23 protein-coding genes are annotated in these 18,542 nt (G+C 73.9%); 19 read left to right on the forward strand and 4 right to left on the reverse strand.

What is annotated here, in order from left to right; translation table 11 throughout:
* The first annotated feature begins 219 nt into the window (after window positions 1–219).
* Window positions 220–633: an ester cyclase gene (locus QSK03_RS12675; protein ID WP_285652321.1), complete on the forward strand. Its 414-nt coding sequence runs from the start codon at window positions 220–222 to the stop codon at window positions 631–633.
* 7 nt (window positions 634–640) lie between these two features.
* Here the strand turns inward: QSK03_RS12675 and QSK03_RS12680 are convergent, their stop codons facing one another.
* A complete protein-coding gene (locus QSK03_RS12680) occupies window positions 641–2,218 on the reverse strand; it encodes a class I adenylate-forming enzyme family protein (protein WP_285652324.1) in 1,578 nt (525 codons plus the stop codon).
* A gap of 209 nt (window positions 2,219–2,427) precedes the next feature.
* On the opposite strand from QSK03_RS12680, the gene QSK03_RS12685 reads away from it, so the two are divergent.
* Together QSK03_RS12685 and QSK03_RS12690 are read left to right on the forward strand one after the other, a co-directional pair.
* Window positions 2,428–3,090, forward strand: a complete 663-nt coding sequence (locus tag QSK03_RS12685; RefSeq protein ID WP_285652327.1) for a TetR/AcrR family transcriptional regulator — start codon at window positions 2,428–2,430, stop codon at window positions 3,088–3,090.
* Between the two features lie 10 nt (window positions 3,091–3,100).
* On the forward strand, window positions 3,101–3,322 hold the full coding sequence (locus QSK03_RS12690) for a hypothetical protein (RefSeq protein WP_285652330.1): 222 nt from the start codon (window positions 3,101–3,103) through the stop codon (window positions 3,320–3,322).
* Here QSK03_RS12690 and QSK03_RS12695 read toward each other — a convergent pair.
* Window positions 3,294–3,788: a GNAT family N-acetyltransferase gene (locus tag QSK03_RS12695; RefSeq protein ID WP_285652331.1), complete on the reverse strand. Its 495-nt coding sequence runs from the start codon at window positions 3,786–3,788 to the stop codon at window positions 3,294–3,296. The genes QSK03_RS12690 and QSK03_RS12695 overlap by 29 nt on opposite strands.
* Before the next feature lie 484 nt (window positions 3,789–4,272).
* Between QSK03_RS12695 and paaA the strand changes: the two genes are divergently transcribed.
* The 9 genes from paaA (at window position 4,273) to QSK03_RS12740 (ending at window position 11,767) form a co-directional block, all read left to right on the forward strand.
* Window positions 4,273–5,238, forward strand: a complete 966-nt coding sequence (paaA, locus tag QSK03_RS12700) for a 1,2-phenylacetyl-CoA epoxidase subunit PaaA (protein ID WP_285652333.1) — start codon at window positions 4,273–4,275, stop codon at window positions 5,236–5,238.
* A gap of 37 nt (window positions 5,239–5,275) precedes the next feature.
* Entirely contained in the window at window positions 5,276–5,614 is a 339-nt protein-coding gene (gene paaB / locus QSK03_RS12705) for a 1,2-phenylacetyl-CoA epoxidase subunit PaaB (protein ID WP_502872166.1), read from the forward strand.
* Window positions 5,614–6,540: a 1,2-phenylacetyl-CoA epoxidase subunit PaaC gene (gene paaC, locus QSK03_RS12710; protein ID WP_285652337.1), complete on the forward strand. Its 927-nt coding sequence runs from the start codon at window positions 5,614–5,616 to the stop codon at window positions 6,538–6,540. The genes paaB and paaC overlap by 1 nt, the downstream gene beginning before the upstream one ends.
* Complete coding sequence (gene paaD, locus QSK03_RS12715; RefSeq protein ID WP_285652338.1) at window positions 6,534–7,043, forward strand: 1,2-phenylacetyl-CoA epoxidase subunit PaaD; 510 nt, start codon at window positions 6,534–6,536, stop codon at window positions 7,041–7,043. The genes paaC and paaD overlap by 7 nt, the downstream gene beginning before the upstream one ends.
* Complete coding sequence (gene paaE / locus QSK03_RS12720) at window positions 7,043–8,143, forward strand: 1,2-phenylacetyl-CoA epoxidase subunit PaaE (RefSeq protein WP_285652340.1); 1,101 nt, start codon at window positions 7,043–7,045, stop codon at window positions 8,141–8,143. The genes paaD and paaE overlap by 1 nt, the downstream gene beginning before the upstream one ends.
* A gap of 11 nt (window positions 8,144–8,154) precedes the next feature.
* Complete coding sequence (paaZ, locus tag QSK03_RS12725) at window positions 8,155–10,197, forward strand: phenylacetic acid degradation bifunctional protein PaaZ (RefSeq protein WP_285652342.1); 2,043 nt, start codon at window positions 8,155–8,157, stop codon at window positions 10,195–10,197.
* Window positions 10,190–10,609, forward strand: a complete 420-nt coding sequence (gene paaI, locus QSK03_RS12730) for a hydroxyphenylacetyl-CoA thioesterase PaaI (RefSeq protein WP_285652344.1) — start codon at window positions 10,190–10,192, stop codon at window positions 10,607–10,609. Before paaZ ends, paaI begins: the two co-directional genes overlap by 8 nt.
* A 148-nt stretch (window positions 10,610–10,757) precedes the next feature.
* On the forward strand, window positions 10,758–11,414 hold the full coding sequence (locus QSK03_RS12735) for a DedA family protein (protein ID WP_285652346.1): 657 nt from the start codon (window positions 10,758–10,760) through the stop codon (window positions 11,412–11,414).
* Window positions 11,415–11,452: 38 nt separating this feature from the next.
* Window positions 11,453–11,767: a DUF8129 domain-containing protein gene (locus QSK03_RS12740; protein WP_285652348.1), complete on the forward strand. Its 315-nt coding sequence runs from the start codon at window positions 11,453–11,455 to the stop codon at window positions 11,765–11,767.
* Between the two features lie 53 nt (window positions 11,768–11,820).
* Here QSK03_RS12740 and QSK03_RS12745 read toward each other — a convergent pair whose 3' ends face one another.
* Complete coding sequence (locus QSK03_RS12745) at window positions 11,821–12,993, reverse strand: acyl-CoA dehydrogenase family protein (RefSeq protein ID WP_285652350.1); 1,173 nt, start codon at window positions 12,991–12,993, stop codon at window positions 11,821–11,823.
* 67 nt (window positions 12,994–13,060) lie between these two features.
* Between QSK03_RS12745 and QSK03_RS12750 the strand changes: the two genes are divergently transcribed.
* Window positions 13,061–13,648, forward strand: coding sequence for a TetR/AcrR family transcriptional regulator (locus QSK03_RS12750; protein ID WP_285652352.1), 588 nt, complete (start codon window positions 13,061–13,063; stop codon window positions 13,646–13,648).
* Here the strand turns inward: QSK03_RS12750 and QSK03_RS12755 are convergent.
* Window positions 13,619–14,338 (reverse strand): molybdopterin-dependent oxidoreductase, encoded by a 720-nt coding sequence (locus QSK03_RS12755; protein WP_285652355.1) that lies wholly within the window; start codon window positions 14,336–14,338, stop codon window positions 13,619–13,621. The two genes, QSK03_RS12750 and QSK03_RS12755, sit on opposite strands and share 30 nt — an antisense overlap.
* A gap of 91 nt (window positions 14,339–14,429) precedes the next feature.
* On the opposite strand from QSK03_RS12755, the gene QSK03_RS12760 reads away from it, so the two are divergent.
* The 6 genes from QSK03_RS12760 to QSK03_RS12785 all read left to right on the forward strand — a co-directional run bounded on the left by QSK03_RS12760 (window position 14,430) and on the right by QSK03_RS12785 (window position 18,453).
* On the forward strand, window positions 14,430–14,996 hold the full coding sequence (locus QSK03_RS12760; protein ID WP_285652357.1) for a TetR/AcrR family transcriptional regulator: 567 nt from the start codon (window positions 14,430–14,432) through the stop codon (window positions 14,994–14,996).
* Between the two features lie 10 nt (window positions 14,997–15,006).
* Window positions 15,007–15,642: a pyridoxamine 5'-phosphate oxidase family protein gene (locus QSK03_RS12765; RefSeq protein ID WP_285652360.1), complete on the forward strand. Its 636-nt coding sequence runs from the start codon at window positions 15,007–15,009 to the stop codon at window positions 15,640–15,642.
* 93 nt (window positions 15,643–15,735) lie between these two features.
* Complete coding sequence (locus QSK03_RS12770) at window positions 15,736–16,086, forward strand: YciI family protein (RefSeq protein ID WP_285652363.1); 351 nt, start codon at window positions 15,736–15,738, stop codon at window positions 16,084–16,086.
* Window positions 16,074–17,312 carry an RNA polymerase sigma factor gene (locus tag QSK03_RS12775; protein WP_285652445.1) on the forward strand — a complete coding sequence of 413 codons (1,239 nt, stop codon included), beginning with the start codon at window positions 16,074–16,076 and terminating at the stop codon, window positions 17,310–17,312. Before QSK03_RS12770 ends, QSK03_RS12775 begins: the two co-directional genes overlap by 13 nt.
* Window positions 17,313–17,329: 17 nt before the next feature.
* Complete coding sequence (locus tag QSK03_RS12780; RefSeq protein WP_285652366.1) at window positions 17,330–17,983, forward strand: DUF1707 SHOCT-like domain-containing protein; 654 nt, start codon at window positions 17,330–17,332, stop codon at window positions 17,981–17,983.
* 137 nt (window positions 17,984–18,120) lie between these two features.
* Entirely contained in the window at window positions 18,121–18,453 is a 333-nt protein-coding gene (locus QSK03_RS12785; protein WP_285652368.1) for a hypothetical protein, read from the forward strand.
* The last annotated feature ends 89 nt before the right edge of the window (window positions 18,454–18,542 follow it).

The raw sequence follows: 18,542 nt of genomic DNA on the forward strand, positions 1-18,542 counted from the left end.
AGATCACGGGCACCTCATCCACCGTTTCGATCGCCCCGCCCGTGGACGACGCGCTCCTGATCATCGTCCAGCGCGGCGTTCCGGCATCGCGGGGGAAGTTCGTGCGCACGAGGGCAGCGCATCGTCGCGAGAACGAGTGCTGCGGACGCACCTCCGTGGTCAGCACCGGGCGGCACGATGCTCGTTCCCGGAGATGCGTTCCGGGGCCATCCTGAACGCATGGACTCCGAAGTCGACACCAACAGGGCCGCCGCTCGGCGCTTCGCCGACGAAGTGCTCACCGGGCACGACCTGGACGTTCTGCCCGAACTGGTCGCCGAGGACTTCATCGAACAGAATCCGCCGCCCGGACAGGGACCCGGCCGCGACGGGCTCCGACAATTCCTGAGTGCCCTGTTCGACGCTTTCCCCGATCTGCAGTGGCGTCCTCAGGAGATGGTCGCGGAAGGCGACCGGGTGGCGACGTGGTCGATCTGGTCGGGCACGCATTCCGGCGACTTCTTCGGCGTCCCCGCCACCGGACGCCAGGTCTCGGTCGAGGCCTGGACGATGGACCGGTTCCGCGACGGCCTCATGGTCGAGAGCCGGATCCTCATGGACGTCGCGGGCCTGATGCAGCAGCTCGGCGCCTGAGGGATCGCTACGTCAGCTGCGACTCGCGCTCGCTCCAGAACACCGCGCGCAGCTCGCGCTTGAGGATCTTCCCGGCGCCCGACTTCGGCAGCGGTTCGACGCGGGTCTCGATGCTGCGCGGCACCTTGTAGCCGGCGATCGTCTCGCGGCAGTGGGCGACGAGCTCCGCGGCGAAGGCGTCCGGGTCCTCGGGCAGCGAGCGCAGCACGACCACCGCGTGCACCGCCTCGCCGAAGCGCTCGTGCGGCACGCCGAAGACGGCGACCTCGACGACCGACGGGTGGGCGAACAGCGCGTTCTCGACCTCGGCGCTGTACACGTTCTCGCCGCCCGAGACGATCATGTCCTTGGCGCGGTCGACGAGGAACAGGTGCCCGCCGTCGTCGAGCAGGCCCAGATCCCCCGACGCGAACCAGCCGTCGCGCAGGACGGCCGCGGTCTCGGCGGGCTTGTTCCAGTAGCCCGCGGTCACGTTGGCACCGCGGATGAGCACCTCGCCGACCAGGCCCGGAGGCAGCGGCGTGCGGTCGGTGGGGTCGACGACGAGCACCTCGACGCCGACCGCGGCCCGCCCGCACGAGCGCGCCTGCGGGGCGTCGAGCAGGTGCTGCTCGCCGGGCAGAAGCGTGACGATCGGCGAGGTCTCGGTCAGCCCGTAGATGTGCAGCATCTCGGCGTCGGGGAAGGTCGCGTGCGTGCGGCGCAGCAGCTCGACCGCCGCCGGCGACGAGCCGTGCGAGAGCCAGCGCAGCGACGAGACGTCCCGCGGGCGCGCGGTCTGCTCGGCGGCGAGCGCGTCCATCATCGTCGGGACGACGAGCGTCGCGGTGACGCCCTGGCGCTCGACGAGGTCGAGCACGCCGTCGGCGGTGAACGCCGGGCACATCACCTGGGCGCCGCCCGCCCAGATCGTCGACAGCGCCCCGATCGTGCCCGCCGCGTGGAACATCGGCGCGACGACGAGCCACCGGGTGTCGGGCGTGAACGGCCAGCAGGCCATGAAGTGGAAGGCGTTGGCCACGAGGTTGCCGTGGGTGAGCATGACGCCCTTGGCCGCGCCGGTGGTGCCGCCGGTGTAGAAGATGCCGGCGAGGTCGTGCTCGGCGGGCTCGCGCAGCGGGGCGACGGGCTCGGCGCTCGCGAGCAGCGTCTCGTACTCCGTGGTCGTGTCGACGACGCGCAGGTCCGGGTCGAGGCCGTCGAGGGGCCGGTCGGCGAAGAGCACCGTGGCGCCGGCGTCGCGCAGCGCGTAGGTCCGCTCGGCGGCGGTGTGCCGGACGTTGAGCGGAACGATCACCAGGCCGTGGCTCGGCAGGCCGAGGTAGAGCTCGAGGTAGCGGTGACAGTTGGCCCCGAGCACCCCGACGCGGTCGCCCGGCACGAGGCCGAGGCGCGTGAGGACCGTGCCGAGGCGCGCGATCCGGTCGCCCAGCTCGGCGTACGTCGCGGTGTGCTCCCCGCAGACCACCGCCGTGCGGTCACGCGCGGTCGCGAGCGCACGGCGCATCGGCGCCCCGACGGTGCGCGTGGCGTTGCCCGCGTCCGCCGCCGGCGCCAGGTCGTGGAGGGTGTCCAGCGTCGTCATCGACCCACCTCGGGGACACACTGCGGGCTCTCCGCAGTCGAACGATCGTTCGGTCGGTCGCCGACGGTAGCAGTGACGCGCCCCACCGGCCAGGACGAGGATGCGGCCTCCCGCGCACCCGCGCCAGCACCTCCCGCGGCGACCCGGCGGTCGACCGGACCGGCCCCGTCGCACCCGCTGACGCGGGGTCGACCCGTAGATTGCCGTCCGTGACCGGTGCGCGTCCCCCCGCCCGTGAGGGTGAGCCCCCGACGGGGACCACGCGGGAGCGGCGCGCCCGGCCGACCTACGACCCGTCGAGCCTCGTCGAGGTCGCGGCGCGGGTGTTCAACGAGCGCGGCTACGACGCGACGAGCATGGAGGACCTCTCCGCCGCCGCGGGGATCACGAAGTCGTCCTTCTACCACCACGTGCGGGGCAAGGAGGCGCTGCTGCGCGCGGCCCTGGAGCGGGCGCTCGACGGCCTGTTCGGGATCCTCGAGGAGCCGGCCGCCGTCGCCGGCAGCCCGCTGACGCGCCTGCGCCACATCGTGCGCCGCCAGGTCGAGGTGCTCGCCGCGGAGCTCCCGCACGTCACGCTGCTCCTGCGCCTGCGCGGCAACACCGAGACCGAGCGCTGGGCGCTGGGCCGGCGCCGGGAGTTCGACGCGGCGATCGCCGCGCTGGTGCGCGAGGCCACGGCCGCCGGTGAGCTCCGCGCCGGGCCCGACCCCGCCGTCGACGCCCGCCTGCTCTCGGGGCTCGTGAACTCGCTGGTCGACTGGTACCGGCCGGGCCGCATCGCCGTCGACGCCCTGGTGGCCGAGGTCGACCGCATGGCCTTCGAGGGCCTGCTCGCGAATGTGCCTGCGACCGGCGGGCCGGCGTCCTAGTCTCGGGCGCGTGCCGCTGGAGTTCTCCGAGCAGCCCGAAACCGGCCTCGTCGCCGTCACGCTGACCGACGGGGACGGCACCGTGCTGCAGACCCGCGTGGTGGCCGCGGACGAGATCTCCCGCATCGCGGCGCGCGCCCGGGCGGCGGTCGAGCGCAGCGAGCGCACCGGCGAGCCCGGGCTCTACGTCACCCTCGACGAGCTCATCGACGGGACGTCAGGTCCTTCTTGAACCCGACGTGGCTCGCGGTGAAGCCGAGCCGTTCGTAGAACCGGTGCGCCCCGGAGCGTGACGCGTCGCTCGTGAGCTGCACGAGCCCGCAACCGCGCCGTTCCGCCTCCGCGACCGCCCACGCCACCAGCGCGGCGCCGAGACCGCGCCCCCGCCGGCGCTCGTCGACGTGCACCGACTCGAGCTGCGCCCGCCGCGTCCCCCGCCGCCCGAGGTTCGGCAGCACGGTGAGCTGCAGCGTCCCGACCGTCGTCCCGTCGGCGTCGTCGAGGCAGACCAGCAAGTGGGCGGGGTCGGCGTCGATCTCGGCGAACGCCGCCTCGTACGGCGCGAGGTCCCCGACGGCGTCACCGCGCCCGGCGCTGACGGGGTCGGCGGCGATCAGCCCGACCAGCGCGGTGACGTCGTGCTTCGTGGCGCGCCGGACGGTGAGCGCCCCGTCGGCGAGCGTCGCGAGAACGTCCACGGCACCGGATCCTGCCCGGCGCCGGGGATGGAGCGAGGGCGTCCCTCGCTGCGCTCCACGCAGTCAGGGCGTCCTTCGGTCCCTCGCCAGCGGGGCGCCGGCCGTGTGCGCCCGCCGCGACCGGCACGTTCGACATGATCGAGAGGCGTGGCGAGCTGCGGAACGTGCCCCTCGCGGCAGCGCGCGCCCCTCGCGACGGCGCGCGCCCTTCGTGGCGGCGCGCGCCCACCCCGCGGAGATCAGGGGCACCTGGTCCACCCGTGGCGTGCCCGCCCGGTGGATGACGCGCTCGTGATCTCCGCGACGCGCCGCAGTCGACGCTGCCGCCGCCCGCGCCGGGGATGGAGCGAAGGCGTCCCTCGCTGCCCCCCACGCACCGAGGGTCGCCCTCGCTCCGTCACCCGGGCGACCACGCTTGCGCACCCGACGCCCGGTGGGCCACCATGGCCAACCGAACGAACATTCGGTACGGAGGTGGCCACCGATGACGGTGACCGAGGACGAGAGCCGCGACGTGAGCGACCTCGAGGCGGAGTTCGACCGCACCGTGGCCGCCGAGGGCCGGATCGAGCCGCGCGACTGGATGCCCGAGGGCTACCGGAAGACGCTGATCCGCCAGATCGCGCAGCACGCGCACTCCGAGATCATCGGGATGCAGCCCGAGGGCAACTGGATCCTGCGCGCCCCGAGCCTGCGCCGGAAGGCGATCCTGCTGGCCAAGGTCCAGGACGAGGCCGGGCACGGGCTGTACCTCTACTCGGCGACCGAGACGCTCGGCGTCGACCGCACCGAGCTCACCGAGAAGCTCATCGACGCGAAGCAGAAGTACTCGTCGATCTTCAACTACCCGACGCTGACGTTCGCCGACATCGGCGTCATCGGGTGGCTCGTCGACGGTGCCGCGATCGTCAACCAGGTCCCCCTGTGCCGCTCCAGCTACGGCCCCTACGCGCGGGCGATGGTGCGCATCTGCAAGGAGGAGTCGTTCCACCAGCGCCAGGGCTTCGAGCTGCTGCGCACGCTGATGGCCGGGACGACCGCGCAGCGCGAGATGGTCCAGGACGCGGTCGACCGCTGGTGGTGGCCGTCGCTGATGATGTTCGGGCCCGCCGACGGCGACTCGCCGAACACCCAGCAGTCGATGGCCTGGCGGATCAAGCGCCACACCAACGACGAGCTGCGCCAGCGCTTCGTCGACATGACCGTGCCGCAGGCCGACGCGCTCGGCGTCACGCTGCCCGACCCCGAGCTGCGCTGGAACGCCGAGCGTGAGGCGCACGACTTCGGCGGCATCGACTGGGACGAGTTCATGCAGGTCGTCAAGGGTGCCGGGCCGTGCAACGCCCAGCGCCTGGCCAACCGACGCGCCGCGCACGAGGACGGCCAGTGGGTCCGCGACGCCGCGAGCGCCTACGCCGCGAAGCAGGCCCGGAAGGAGGTGGCGGCGTGAGCCGTGACACGGAGCGCAGCGGAGCTGGATCATGAGCATGGCCGACGACACCACCGCCCACGTCGAGGGCGCGCCGACGTTCACCGGCACCCCGAAGGCGGTCTGGCCCCTCTACGAGGTCTTCGTGCGCGGCAAGCGCGGGCTCAACCACGTGCACGTCGGGTCGCTGCACGCCCCCGACGACACGATGGCCCTGCACAACGCGCGCAACCTCTACACGCGGCGCAACGAAGGCGTGAGCATCTGGGTCGTCCGCGGCGACGCGATCACCGCGTCGAGCCCGGACGAGAAGGACCCGTTCTTCGCGCCGGCCGGCGACAAGGTCTACCGGCACCCCACGTTCTACGAGATCCCCGACGACGTCCCCCATCTCTGATGCACAGCAGCCATCACGACCACGACGACGAGAACGTCTACGACGCCCTGTCCACCGCCGACGACGACGGGCGCTGGGCCTTCGGGACCGGGTTCGACGCCGGCACGGCGGAGATCACCGCCCCCGTGCCGGACGGCGTCGACCGCGACGACCTCGCGGCCTACTGCCTCATGCTCGCCGACGACGCCCTGATCGCCGCCCAGCGGTTGTCGGGGTGGACGGCGAAGGCCCCCGAGCTCGAGGAGGAGGTCGCGCTCGCGAACATCGCGCTCGACCTGCTCGGGCAGGCCCGCGTGCTGCTCTCGCGGGCGGGCCACCTCGGGGCCGCCGAGCCGTACCGCGCCGGGCCGCAGGACGACGAGGACGTGCTGACGTACTTCCGCGACGACCGGGGCTTCCGCAACGTCACGCTCGTCGAGTCCGAGCTCGGCGACTTCGGCCGCACCATCGCCTGGATCCTCGTCCTCTCCTCGTGGCGGCTCGCGCTGATGCAGCGGCTCACCGCGAGCAGCGACCCCGTGCTCGCCGCCGTGGCCGCGAAGGCCGTCAAGGAGCTGACCTACCACCGCGACTACGCCGCCCAGTGGGTCCTGCGCCTCGGCGACGGCACCGCGCTCTCGCACGCCCGCATGCAGGCCGGGCTCGACGCGGTGTGGCCCTTCGTCGAGGAGCTGTTCCTCCCCCACGCCGTCGAGCGCCGCCTCGTCGACGCCGGCGTCGCGGTGGACCCGGAGCAGTTGCGCGCCGAGGTGGACGCCGTCCTCGAGCAGGTCCTGCCGGTCGCGACGCTGACCCGCCCGGAGAAGCCCGCGGTCGGTCTCGTCGGCGGCCGCGGGGGCCGCGACGGCGTGCACACCGAGGCCCTCGGCGGGCTCCTCGCCCTCATGCAGTCGCTCGCCCGCGCGCACCCGGGGGCGACGTGGTGACCGCACTCGTCGACGCCCGGACCGCCGCCGAGCAGGTCGTCGACCCCGAGATGCCGATGCTCACGCTCGCCGACCTCGGCGTGCTGCGCGGCGTCGAGACCGGCGACGACGGCACCGTGGTCGTCACCCTCACCCCGACCTACTCGGGGTGCCCCGCGCTCGACGAGATGCGCCACGACCTGCGGCGCGCGCTGACCGAGGCCGGCTACGCGAAGGTCGTCGTCCGCACGACCTTCAGCCCGCCGTGGTCCACCGACTGGATCTCCGACGAGGGCCGGCACAAGCTCGCGGCCGCGGGCGTCGCGCCGCCCGACCGGATCGGCCCCCGTGCTGCGGGAGGCCCGGTGCCGCTGACCCTCGTCGCCCCGTCGCGGACCGTCGCCTGCCCGCAGTGCGGCGCCCGCGACACCGACGAGACCTCCCGCTTCGGCCCCACGGCCTGCACCGCGCTGCGCCGCTGCCGGTCGTGCGGCGAGCCGTTCGAGCACGTCAAGGAGATCTGATGACGGCCGCCGTCACCGAGGACCGCGACACCGACGCCGTCCCCGGCTTCCACCGCCTGCGCGTCGCCGACGTCGAGCGGCTCTGCGACGACGCCGTCGCCGTGCGGTTCGACGTCCCCGACCACCTGGGCGACGACTACGCCTTCCGCGCCGGCCAGTACCTCACGCTGCGGCTGACCGGTGCCGACGGCGAGGAGCGGCGCTCGTACTCGATCTGCGCGCCCGAGGGCGCCGCCCCGCGGATCGGGGTGCGCCGTGTCGACGCCGGGCTGTTCTCGACGTGGCTGGTCGACCGGCTCGCCGCGGGCGACGAGATCGAGGTCGGGCCGCCGCAGGGCCGGTTCACCCCCGAGGTCGCGGCCGGCGAGCACCACGTCCTCGTCGCCGCCGGCTCGGGCATCACGCCGGTGCTCTCGATCGCCGCGACCGTGCTCGCCACGCACCGCGACACCCACGTCACGCTGCTCTACGGCAACCGGCGCTCCGACACGGTGATGTTCGGCGAGGACCTCGCCGACCTCAAGGACCGCTACGGCCCGCGCCTGCAGCTGGTCCACGTGCTCTCCCGCGAGCCCACCGCCGCCGACCTGTTCAACGGCCGCCTCGACGCGGACCGCCTGCGCACGCTGATCGGCGCGCTGGTGCCCGTCGGCGAGGTCGCGCACTGGTGGCTGTGCGGGCCGCTGGGGATGGTCGAGGCGGCGACGGAGGTCATCCGGGCGTTCGACGTGCCGCGCGAGCGACTCCACCGCGAACTGTTCTACGTCGACGAACCCCCGCCCGAGGTGCACCGGGCCGAGGACGACGTCGTCGACGACGCCGGGGGCGCGACGGTCACCGTCGTCCTCAACGGCCGCGAGAGCGTGCTGACCCTGCCGCGCACCGAACCGGTGCTCGACGCGGCCCAACGGGCGCGCTCCGACCTGCCGTTCGCCTGCAAGGGCGGCGTCTGCGGGACCTGCCGCGCGCAGGTGACCGTCGGCGAGGTGCGCATGCGGCGCAACTTCGCGCTCGAGCCCGAGGAGGTCGAGGCCGGCTTCGTGCTGACCTGCCAGGCTCTGCCGGTCTCGGACGACGTGACCGTCGACTACGACGTATAGGAGACCCAGCGATGAGCGTCCTGCCCAGCTACGTCCGCGGCGGGTGGGTCACCCCCGACGGCGTCGAGGGCCGCCCGATGAGCGACGCCGTCACCGGCGAGGAGATCGGCCGGCTCGCGACCGACGGCATCGACATGGCCGCGGTGGCCGCGTACGGGCGCCGCACCGGCGGGCCCGCGCTGCGGGAGCTGTCGTACCACCAGCGCGCGTCGCTGCTGAAGGCCCTCGGCGGGCACCTGCGCGAGCACCGCGACGAGCTCTACGCGGCCTCGGCGCGCACGGGCGCGACGAAGGGCGACGCGAAGTTCGACGTCGACGGCGGCATCGGGGTGCTGCTCGCGTACGCGTCGCTGGGCAAGCGCGAGCTGCCCGCCGCGGGACCGTGGCTCGACGGCGACCTCGTGCCGATGAGCAAGGGCGGCACGTTCGTCGGCCAGCACGTGTACACGCCGCTCCAGGGCGTCGCGGTGCAGGTCAACGCCTACAACTTCCCGTGCTGGGGGCCGCTCGAGAAGCTCGCGCCGGCGTTCCTGGCCGGCGTCCCGTCGATCATCAAGCCGGCGACGCCGACGGCGTTCCTCACCGCGGAGCTGGTGCGGCTGATCGTCGAGTCGGGCCTGCTGCCCGAGGGCTCGGTGCAGTTCCTGGCCGGCTCGACCGGCGACCTGTTCGACCACCTCACCGAGCAGGACCTCGTGTCCTTCACGGGCTCGGCGTCCACGGCACGGCAGCTGCGCACCCACCCGGTGCTCTCGGCCCGCGCGGTGCGGTTCACCGCCGAGGCCGACTCGCTGAACTGCTCGATCCTCGGGCCGGACGCGACGCCGGGGACGCCGGAGTTCGACCTCTACGTCTCCCAGCTCGTCACCGAGATGACGGTCAAGGCCGGGCAGAAGTGCACGGCGATCCGGCGCGCGTTCGTGCCCGCGGAGCAGGCCGACGCGGTCGTCGAGGCGGTCCGGGCGCAGCTCACGGACGTGGTCGTCGGCGACCCGTCGGCCGAGGGCGTGACGATGGGCGCGCTCGCGGGGCTGGAGCAGCGCGAGGAGGTGCGCCGCTCGCTGAAGTCGCTCACCGACGAGGCCGAGATCGTGTTCGGCGACCCCGAGCAGGTCGAGGTCCGCGGCGCCGACGCGCAGCGCGGCGCGTTCCTGTCCCCGGTGCTGCTGCGGGCGACCCCGGATTCCGCCGCCGTGCACGAGGTCGAGGCGTTCGGGCCGGTGTCGACGGTGGTCGCGTACTCGTCGACCGCCGAGGTCGTCGAGCTCGCCGCGCGCGGGCAGGGCTCGCTGGCCGGTTCCGTCGTCACCGCCGACCCGGCGTTCGCGCGCGAGGTGGTGCTCGGCGTCGCGCCGTGGCACGGGCGCCTGCTCGTGCTCGACCGGTCCGACGCGAAGGAGTCGACGGGCCACGGCTCGCCGATGCCCCAGCTCGTGCACGGCGGCCCGGGACGCGCCGGCGGCGGCGAGGAGATGGGTGGGCTGCGCGGCGTCGCCCACCACATGCAGCGCAGCGCGGTCCAGGCGAGCCCGGACATGCTCTCGGCGATCACCGGGCGGTGGGTGCCGGGCAGCGCCCGCACCGTCACCGACGAGCACCCCTTCCGCAAGCACCTCGAGGACCTGCGCCCCGGCGACACCGTCGTCGGCGGCCCGCGGCGCGTGACCGAGGCCGACGTGGAGCACTTCGCCGAGTTCACCGGCGACACCTTCTACGCCCACCTCGACGCCGAGGCCGCGGCGGCGAACCCGTTCTTCGGCGAGCGCGTGGCCCACGGATACCTCGTGGTCTCGTTCGCCGCGGGCCTGTTCGTCGACCCGGCGCCCGGCCCGGTGCTCGCGAACTTCGGCGTCGACCACCTGCGCTTCCTGACGCCGGTGAAGTTCGACGACGAGCTGACCATCACGCTGACGGCCAAGGACATCTCGCCGCGGGCCTCCGCGGCGTACGGCGAGGTGCGCTGGGACGCCGAGGTGGTCAACGCGGCCGGCGAACCGGTGGCGAAGTACGACGTGCTGACGCTGGTGGCGAAGCGCGAGGGCTCCGATGGGTGACCTCGACGGCCCGATCTCCCCGTCGGTCCGGCGGATGTGGGACGACGACGCCGCCTCGCGCAAGCTCGGCATGGAGCTGCACGAGGCCGTCGACGGCCGGGCCCGGCTGACCATGACGATCACCGAGGACATGGTCAACGGGCACGGCATGTGCCACGGCGGCTACCTGTTCCTGCTGGCCGACTCGGCGTTCGCGTGCGCGTGCAACAGCCCGGGTCCGGTCGCGGTGGCGGCCGCGGCGGACATCGTCTTCGTCGCCTCGGCGCGCACCGGTGACGTCCTCGAGGCACTCGCGACCGAGCGGGTGGCCTTCGGGCGCAGCGGGGTGTTCGACGTGACGCTCGTCCGTCCCCGCGACAACCAGGTGATCGCCGAGTTCCGGGGGCGGAGCCGGACGCTGCGCCGCGAGTAGGTCACCCTGGGTTGCCGGCTGGGCCGTTCGTGGTCGTCTTGCGGACGCGAGGGTCCCCCTGCGCGCCACCGTGGGTCATCATCGCAAGGATCCGGGGAGTCCGGAGCTCACCGAGCAGCTCACCCGTCGCCGAGCGAGAGGTCCCGACGTGGCGATCGACCACTGGCTGATGACCATCCCTCCGCTGGCGGTGTACCTGGCCGTCGCGGGGGTCGTCGGCATCGAGAGCCTCGGCGTGCCGTTGCCGGGCGAGGTCGTGCTGGTCAGCGCCGCGCTGCTCTCGTCGCGCCCCGACATCCCGGTGGAGCCGGAGTGGGTCGCCCTGGGGGCGCTCATCGGGGCGGTGGTGGGCGACTCCATCGGCTACGCCGTCGGGCGGCACTACGGGATCGGGCTGCTCGAGCGGCTGGGGCGGCGGTTCCCGAAGCACTTCGGACCGTCCCACCTCGCCCTCGCCGAACGGGCGTTCGCGCGCTGGGGTGTGCTGACGGTGATCATCGGCCGCTTCATCGCGATCCTGCGCATCCTCGCCGGGCCGCTGGCCGGGGCGCTGCGGATGCCGTATAAGAAGTTCCTGCCCGCCAACATCATCGGTGGCGCGCTGTGGACCATCGGCACCACGTACGCGATCTACTTCCTCGGGATCGTCGCCGAGACGTGGCTCAAGCGCTTCTCCTACGTCGGGCTGGCCGTCGCGGTCGTGGCCGGCGCGACGATCGGGTGGATGGTCAAGAAGCGGGTGTCGGGCATGCTCGCGGTCGCTCCCACCCCCGGCGACGAGGAGGAGGGTGCGTCGGCGGCGTGATCGGGTAGGCCTGCGGCCCCGTCCGCAAGGAGGATCCCGTGGCCGACACCCCGTTTCCCGACTTCGACCACGCCACGGTCGACACGGTCAAGCACCGCATCCGCTCGCTGGAGCGCGAGGACGTCGAAGGCCTGCTCGCCCACGAGCGGGAGCACTCCTCGCGGCTGCCGGTGATCGAGGTGCTGCGCACACGGCTCGCCGAGCTCGACGCCGGCGCGACCCCGTCGGGCGGCGACCAGACCGAGGCCCGCGACGGCGGCACGGCGCACGGCTCGCCGGTCTCCCCCGACGGCGCGGCCCGGCCCGGCCCGCCCGACCGCCACGGCCTGCGCCAAGTGACGTGGGGTGGCTGAGTCCCATGTGAGCAGTTGCGGTCCCCATAGGGGCCGCAACTACTCACATACCCTCAGCGCGCGAAGCCCCGGCTGATCACCAGGCGCTGGATCTGGTTGGTGCCCTCGAAGATCTGCATGATCTTGGCCTCACGCATGTAGCGCTCCACCGGGAAGTCGCGGGTGTAGCCGTAGCCGCCGAACACCTGCACCGCGTCGGTGGTCACCCGCATGGCGTTGTCGGTCGCGACCAGCTTCGCCGCGCTGGCCTGCCGCGAGTAGGGGCGCCCGAGGTCGCGGCGGCGCGCCGCGTCGAGATAGGTGGCGCGCGCGCTGTCCACCGCGGCGGCCATGTCGGCGAGCACGAAGCCCAGACCCTGGTGGTCGACGATCTTGCGACCGAACGTCGTGCGCTCGTTCGCGTAGTCGACCGCCGCGTCCAGCGCGCCCTGGGCGAGCCCGACCGCGCACGCCGCGATGCCGAGGCGGCCCGAGTCGAGCGCCGAGAACGCGATCTCGAGGCCCTGCCCCTCGCGCCCGATCAGCCGGTCAGCGTCGAGCACCGCGCCGTCCCAGTTCGCCGTGGCCGTCGGGACCGCGTGCAGGCCCATCTTCTCCTCGGGCCGGCCCCAGGACAGGCCGTCGACGGCGCCGGGCGCGAGGAAGCAGGAGACGCCCCGGCTGCTGCGACGGGTCGAGCTCCGCTGCGCTTCGTCTCCCCCCTCGCCCGTGCGTGCGAAGAGCGCGTAGAAGTCGGCGCGCCCGCCGTGGGTGATCCAGGCCTTGGTGCCGGTGATCTCGTAGCCGTTCTCCACCCGTGAGGCCTTGCACCGCAGCGCCGCGGCGTCGGAGCCCGCCTGGGGCTCGGACAGCGAGTAGCCCCCGATCAACGAGCCGCCGAGCATCTCGGGCAGGCGCTGCTGCTGGTCGGCGGTGCCGAAGGTGAAGAGCGGGAAGCACGAGAGCGAGTGCACGCTCGTGGCGACGGCGACGGCCGCCCACCGCGCGGCCAGCTCCTCGAGCACCTGGAGGTAGACCTCGTAGGGCTGCCCGCCGCCGCCGACCTCCTCGGGGTAGGGCAGGCCCAGCAGCCCGGCCGCGCCGAGCGTCGCGAACAGGCCCTCGGGGTAGGTCTCGGCCCGCTCGTGCTCCTCCACGCGCGTGGCGAGCTCCTTGTCCGCGAGGTCGCGGGTCAGCTCGAGGAGGTCCTCGGCCTCCTGGGTGGGCAGCAGGCGGTCGACCGGCATCGCTGGACTCCTATCGGTACTCAGATCGGTCCTAGAGTACCGATGGAGGTGTCGCTAGGGTAGCCACATGAGCGCTCCGACCTCGACGCGCCGCGGTGCCGCGCGCCACTCGGAGCTCTTCGACGCCCTCGTGGCGCTCCTGCTCGCCGAGGGCTTCGCCCACCTCACGCTCGACGACCTCGCGGCCCGGCTGCGCTGCTCCAAGCGCACGCTCTACGCGCTCGCCGGCTCGAAGGAGCAGCTGGTGCGCGCCGCGGTGGTGCACTTCTTCGAGCGCGCCACGACCCACGTCGAGGCCGCCGTCGACACGTGCGCGGCGCCGGCCGACCGGGTCGCGGCCTACCTGCGCGCCGTCGCGGCCGAGCTCGCGCCCGCGTCGGCCCGGTTCGTCGACGACATGGCCGCGTTCCCGCCCGCCGCCGAGGTCTACGCGCGCAACACCCGCGCCGCGGCCCGGCGCGTCGGCGAGCTGATCGCCGAGGGCGTCGAGGCCGGTGCCTTCCGCGACGTCCCGGTGTCCTTCGCCGCCGAGACCGTCGCGACGACGATGGTGGCGATCCAGCAGCGCCGCATCGCCGGCGCCACCGGGCTCGCCGACGCCGAGGCGTACGAGGCGCTGGCGGCGCTACTGCTCCACGGCCTCGCGCGACCCTGAGTCGCCGAGCGCGCACAGGGCCCGGAGCGGCGCGACCAGCGCGCGGTAGAACGGGCGCACCCACGGCCCGGGCAGGGAGCCGTGACGCTCCTCGGCCCAGACCCGCGCGCGCGGGTGCTCCTCGATCACCCGGTCGATCAGGGTCCGGCGGGGTTCCGGGCGGGCGGTGCGGACCTCGATCCGGCGCAGGTGCTTGGTGCTGACGTAGCCGTACTGGCGCGGGCTGACGAGCCGGACCGGGGCGCCGTGGTCGCCGTCGAGCGGCCGCCCGTCGAGGTGCTCGGCCAGCAGGACGTCGTCGTCCAGCGCGTCCTCAATCGTGACGACCGACCGGTGCCCGTCGAGGCCCCGGAAGACGACGTGGGTGACGGTCGCGTCCGGTTCGAGGGCCGGCGCGACCAGCTCGCGCCAGAAGCTCGCGAACGGGACCCCCTCCCACCGCAGGTCGACCGCCGACCACCCGGCGACGCAGTGGAGGTCGGCGGTGAGCTCGCGGCGCGGGAGCTGCGCGAGGCGGGCCACCGGCACCGCGAACCCGGCCCGCACCGCGCCGCTGACCTCGATCGCGTGGTCCGCGGGGACGGGCGGCGGCGGGTGGTGGAGGTGGGTGCCGAAGCGCGGGAAGCCGGCGACCGGACGCTGGCCCGGCGGCAGCCGCAGTCCGTGGCCGACGGTGGGTGCTGTGGTCATGGCCGCTCCCCGGTCCGATATACGAGCCCGTATACATCGCCGACGCTAGCAGCTTCTGTACGGTGCCGTACAGACCGAGGGAGGAGCGCCCATGGCCGTGGCCCGCACGCCGCGCCACCGGTGGATCGACGCGGCCCTGCTGGCGCTGGCCGAGGGCGGGCCGGAAGCGGTCCAGATCGAGTCGCTGGCGCGCTCGCTGGGCGTCACCAAGGGCGGCTTCTACGGGTACTTCGCCGACCGGCGCGCGCTCCTGACCGAGGTGCTCGACACGTGGGAGTCCCGGAGCACCGCGGACGTCCTCGCGCGCGTCGAGCACGAGGGCGGCGACGCGATGCGCAAGGCCCGCCGGGCCGCCGAGCTGACGTTCAGCGTCGAGCTGCGCCCGGTCGACCTCGCCGTCCGCGACTGGGCGCGCCGCGACGCGGGCGTCGCCGAGCGCCTGCGCCGCGTCGACGACGTCCGGATGGCCTACCTGCGCGAGCTGCTGGAGCCCGTCAGCGCCGACGAGGAGGACCTCGAGGCGCGGTGCCTGATCGCCTTCTCGGTGGCGATCGCCGACCGCCTCGTCGCCGCCGACCACGGCACCCGCACGCGCACCGAGGTGCTGGAGGCGATCAACCGGCGGCACCTCTTCGCGCGGGCGCCCGAGGCTCCGTAACCTCGGGCCGGTGGGCGAGGCGGGGACGCGCGGCGGCACGGAGATCACCGACGTCGAGCAGCTGCGGGCCGTGATCGGCGAGCCGATGCCACGCGCGATCACCAAGGTGCGCGCGCAGCTGGACGACGTCGACCGGGCCTTCATCGCGAGCTCGCCGCTGCACCTCCTGGCCACCTCCGGCGCCGACGGCTCGCTGGACGTCTCCCCCAAGGGCGACCCCGCCGGCGAGGTGCTCGTCGTCGACGACCGGACCCTGCTGCTGCCGGACCGTCCCGGCAACCGCCGCGTCGACGGGATGGTCAACATCCTGGGCGACCCCCACGTCGCGCTGCTGTTCCTCGTCCCGTGCCGACGCGACACGCTGCGGGTGAACGGGCGCGCGCGGCTCCTCCTGGACCCCGAGGACGCGGCGTCGCTGGAGGTCCGCGGCCACCGCCCGCGCATCCTCACCGAGGTCACCGTCGACGAGGTGTTCTTCCACTGCCCCAAGGCGCTCATGCGCTCCGGGCTGTGGGACCCCGACTCGTGGACGCCCGCCGACCTCCCGAGCGTCGCCGAGATCGCGCACCGGACGAGCCCCGACGCCTCCCTCGCCGAGCTGGAACAGCGCTACGCCCCGGAGCACTACCGGACGCTGCTGTACTGAGAATCTTCCTCCGGACCTGTCGATCGGCCCGGTGCCGTTCGTGGTGGGGGTGTGCGGGCACGGTGCCCGCCGCCAGGACCGAGGAGGACCCCGATGGCCCACTACCTGCTCAGCGTGTACCAGCCCGCCGGCGGCGAGCCGCCGTCCGAGGCCGAGCTGGGCGAGATCATGGCTCGGCTCGACCGGCTCCACACCGACATGCGCGAGGCCGGCGTGTGGGTGTTCTCCGGCGGTCTCGAGGCCCCCCACACCGCGACGGTCCTGGCCCGCAGCGGCGACGACGTGCTCGTCACCGACGGCCCGTTCGTGGAGCTCAAGGAGTACCTGGGCGGCTTCACGATCGTCGACGCACCGGACCTCGACGCCGCGATGCACTGGGCCCGGCGCTCCACCGAGGCCACCGGCCTGCCGATCGAGGTCCGCCCGTTCCACTGGACCGTGTGAGCACCGCGCCCTCCTCGGCGGGGATCTCGCGGATCTTCGCCGAGGAGTACGGGCGGTGCGTGGCGACGCTCGTGCGCGCCCTCGGCGACATCGACCTCGCCGAGGAGGCGGTGCAGGACGCGTTCACCGTCGCGCTCACCCGCTGGCCCGCCGACGGCGTACCACCGAACCCAGGCGGATGGATCGTCACCACCGCCCGGCGACGCGGGATCGACCGGCTGCGCCGCGACGCGGTGGGGCGCGACAAGGAGGCCCGGGCAGCCCGCGCGGAGCCGCCGCGGGACGAGCCGGACGACGACGAACCCCAGGACGAGGAGGGGGGCCCGGTGCACGACGACCGCCTCCGCCTGATCTTCACGTGCTGCCACCCCGCGCTGGCGCTGCCCGCCCGGGTCGCCCTGACGCTGCGCCTGCTCGGCGGGCTCGAGACCCCCGAGATCGCACGGGCGTTCCTCGTGCCCGAGGCGACGATGGCCCAGCGGATCGTGCGCGCGAAGAACAAGATCCGGGCGGCCCGCATCCCCTACCGCGTGCCGCGGGACGCCGACCTCCCCGACCGGGTGCCCGGCGTCCTCGCCGTCGTGTACCTGATCTTCACCGAGGGCCACGCGACCGCCACCCGCGACGACCTCGCCGCGGAGGCCATCCGGCTGGGACGCCTGCTCGCCGCGCTGATGCCCGACGAGCCGGAGGTGCTGGGCCTGCTCGCGCTCATGCTCCTCACCGAGGCCCGCCGGCCCGCCCGGACCGACGCCGCCGGGGCGCGGGTGCTGCTCGCCGACCAGGACCGCGCGCGGTGGGACCCGGCGCTCGTCGCCGAGGGTCTCGACCTGGTGCGGCGGTGCCTGCGCCGCGACCGTCCCGGGCCGTACCAGGTGCAGGCCGCGATCAACGCCGTCCACACCTCGGCCCCGGACGCCGCGTCGACCGACTGGGCCCAGCTCGTCGCCCTCCACGACCAGCTCCTCGCCCTCGCCCCGAGCCCGACGGTCGCGCTCAACCGCGCGGTCGCCGTCGCCGAGACCGACGGGCCCGCGAGCGCCCTGGCGATCGTCGACGAGCTCGCCCCGCGCCTCGACCGCTACCACCTGCTGCACGCCGTACGCGCCGACCTGCTGCGCCGCCTCGGGCGGGACGCCGAGGCCGACGCGGCGCTGGACGCGGCGCTGGCCCGCACCGACGACCCCGACGACCGGGCCCTGCTCGCCTCCCGTCGCCGCGCGTGACCGGGCAGGATGGATCCGTGACCGCGGAGCCCCCGGAGATGCGGATCGGCGACCGGGAGCGGCGGGCCACCGACGACCGCCTGCGTGCGGCCCTCGACGACGGGGTCCTCACGCTCACCGAGTACGACGAGCGCACCCGGCAGTGCTTCGAGGCGCGGGTCCAGCGGGAGCTCGACGTGCTGGTGGCCGACCTCCCGGCGCCCGCGGCGTCGGCGCCGGCCGAGCCGCGGACGCCGCCGGTGCCGGCGAGGGCCCCCGACCAGCCGCCCTGGCACCACCGGATCGGCCGGGTCGTCGTGCCGGTCCTGGTGCTCGGCGCCGTGGCCTTCGGGGGCACGCGGATCGTCGGCGCCGACGACGGTTTCGCGCTCTTCGGTCACCGGACCGTCCCCGTCACCGCCGACCAGCAGCAGGTCCGGGTGGCCTCGCTGTTCGGCAGGACCGAGGTCGTCGTGCCCGACGGCACGGTCGTGCGCACCACGGGCTTCATGGTGTTCGGCGGGACCGACTGCGAGCAGGCCTGCCGGCTGCCGCCGGGCGGGGCCACCCAGCGCGAGGTCACGGTCGACGCGAGCGGGGCCTTCGGGTCGGTCGACGTCGTCACCGCCTCCGAGGCGGCACGGGGCGGGATCGACCGCGACAACGATCGCGACGACGGCGACGACGACTGACCATCACCCTGGGTGACCGCAGGCTCGCGGAGAAAATTCCCTGCTCCCGCCGGAACATCCGCGTCTCCTCCCGTCGTCAGAGTGCCGAACGCCCACCACACCGGGCACCGAGCACTCACCGAGAGCGAGCACCGATCATGGCTGACAACGCCGGCGACAACTACTCCTTCACCAACGGCACCGTCTACGATGCCTCCGGCCAGGTCGTGGGCACCTACACCACCGACGCGAGCGGCCAGATCGACTCGGTCTCCACCGACGAGGACCACAACGGCTACGTCGACACGGTCATCGCCGACACCGACCACAACGGCAGCTTCGAGACCGCCGTGGTCGACACGGACGCCGACGGCTACGGCGAGACCGTCCTGCTCGACACGAACAACAACGGCGACTTCGACATGGGCGCCGTCGACACCGACCACGACGGCACCTACGAGACCATCGCCCCCGTCCCCGACGGCACCTGATCGACCCATGTGAGCGAACTTCGGGGCTATAGCACCAGAGTTCGCTCACGTACGGCCCGGCCCCGCGCGCACGCTGCGGGTCCGGGCCG

The sequence above is a fragment of the Actinomycetospora sp. NBRC 106375 genome, assembly GCF_030269665.1.
In the GTDB taxonomy this organism is placed as follows: Bacteria; Actinomycetota; Actinomycetes; order Mycobacteriales; family Pseudonocardiaceae; genus Actinomycetospora.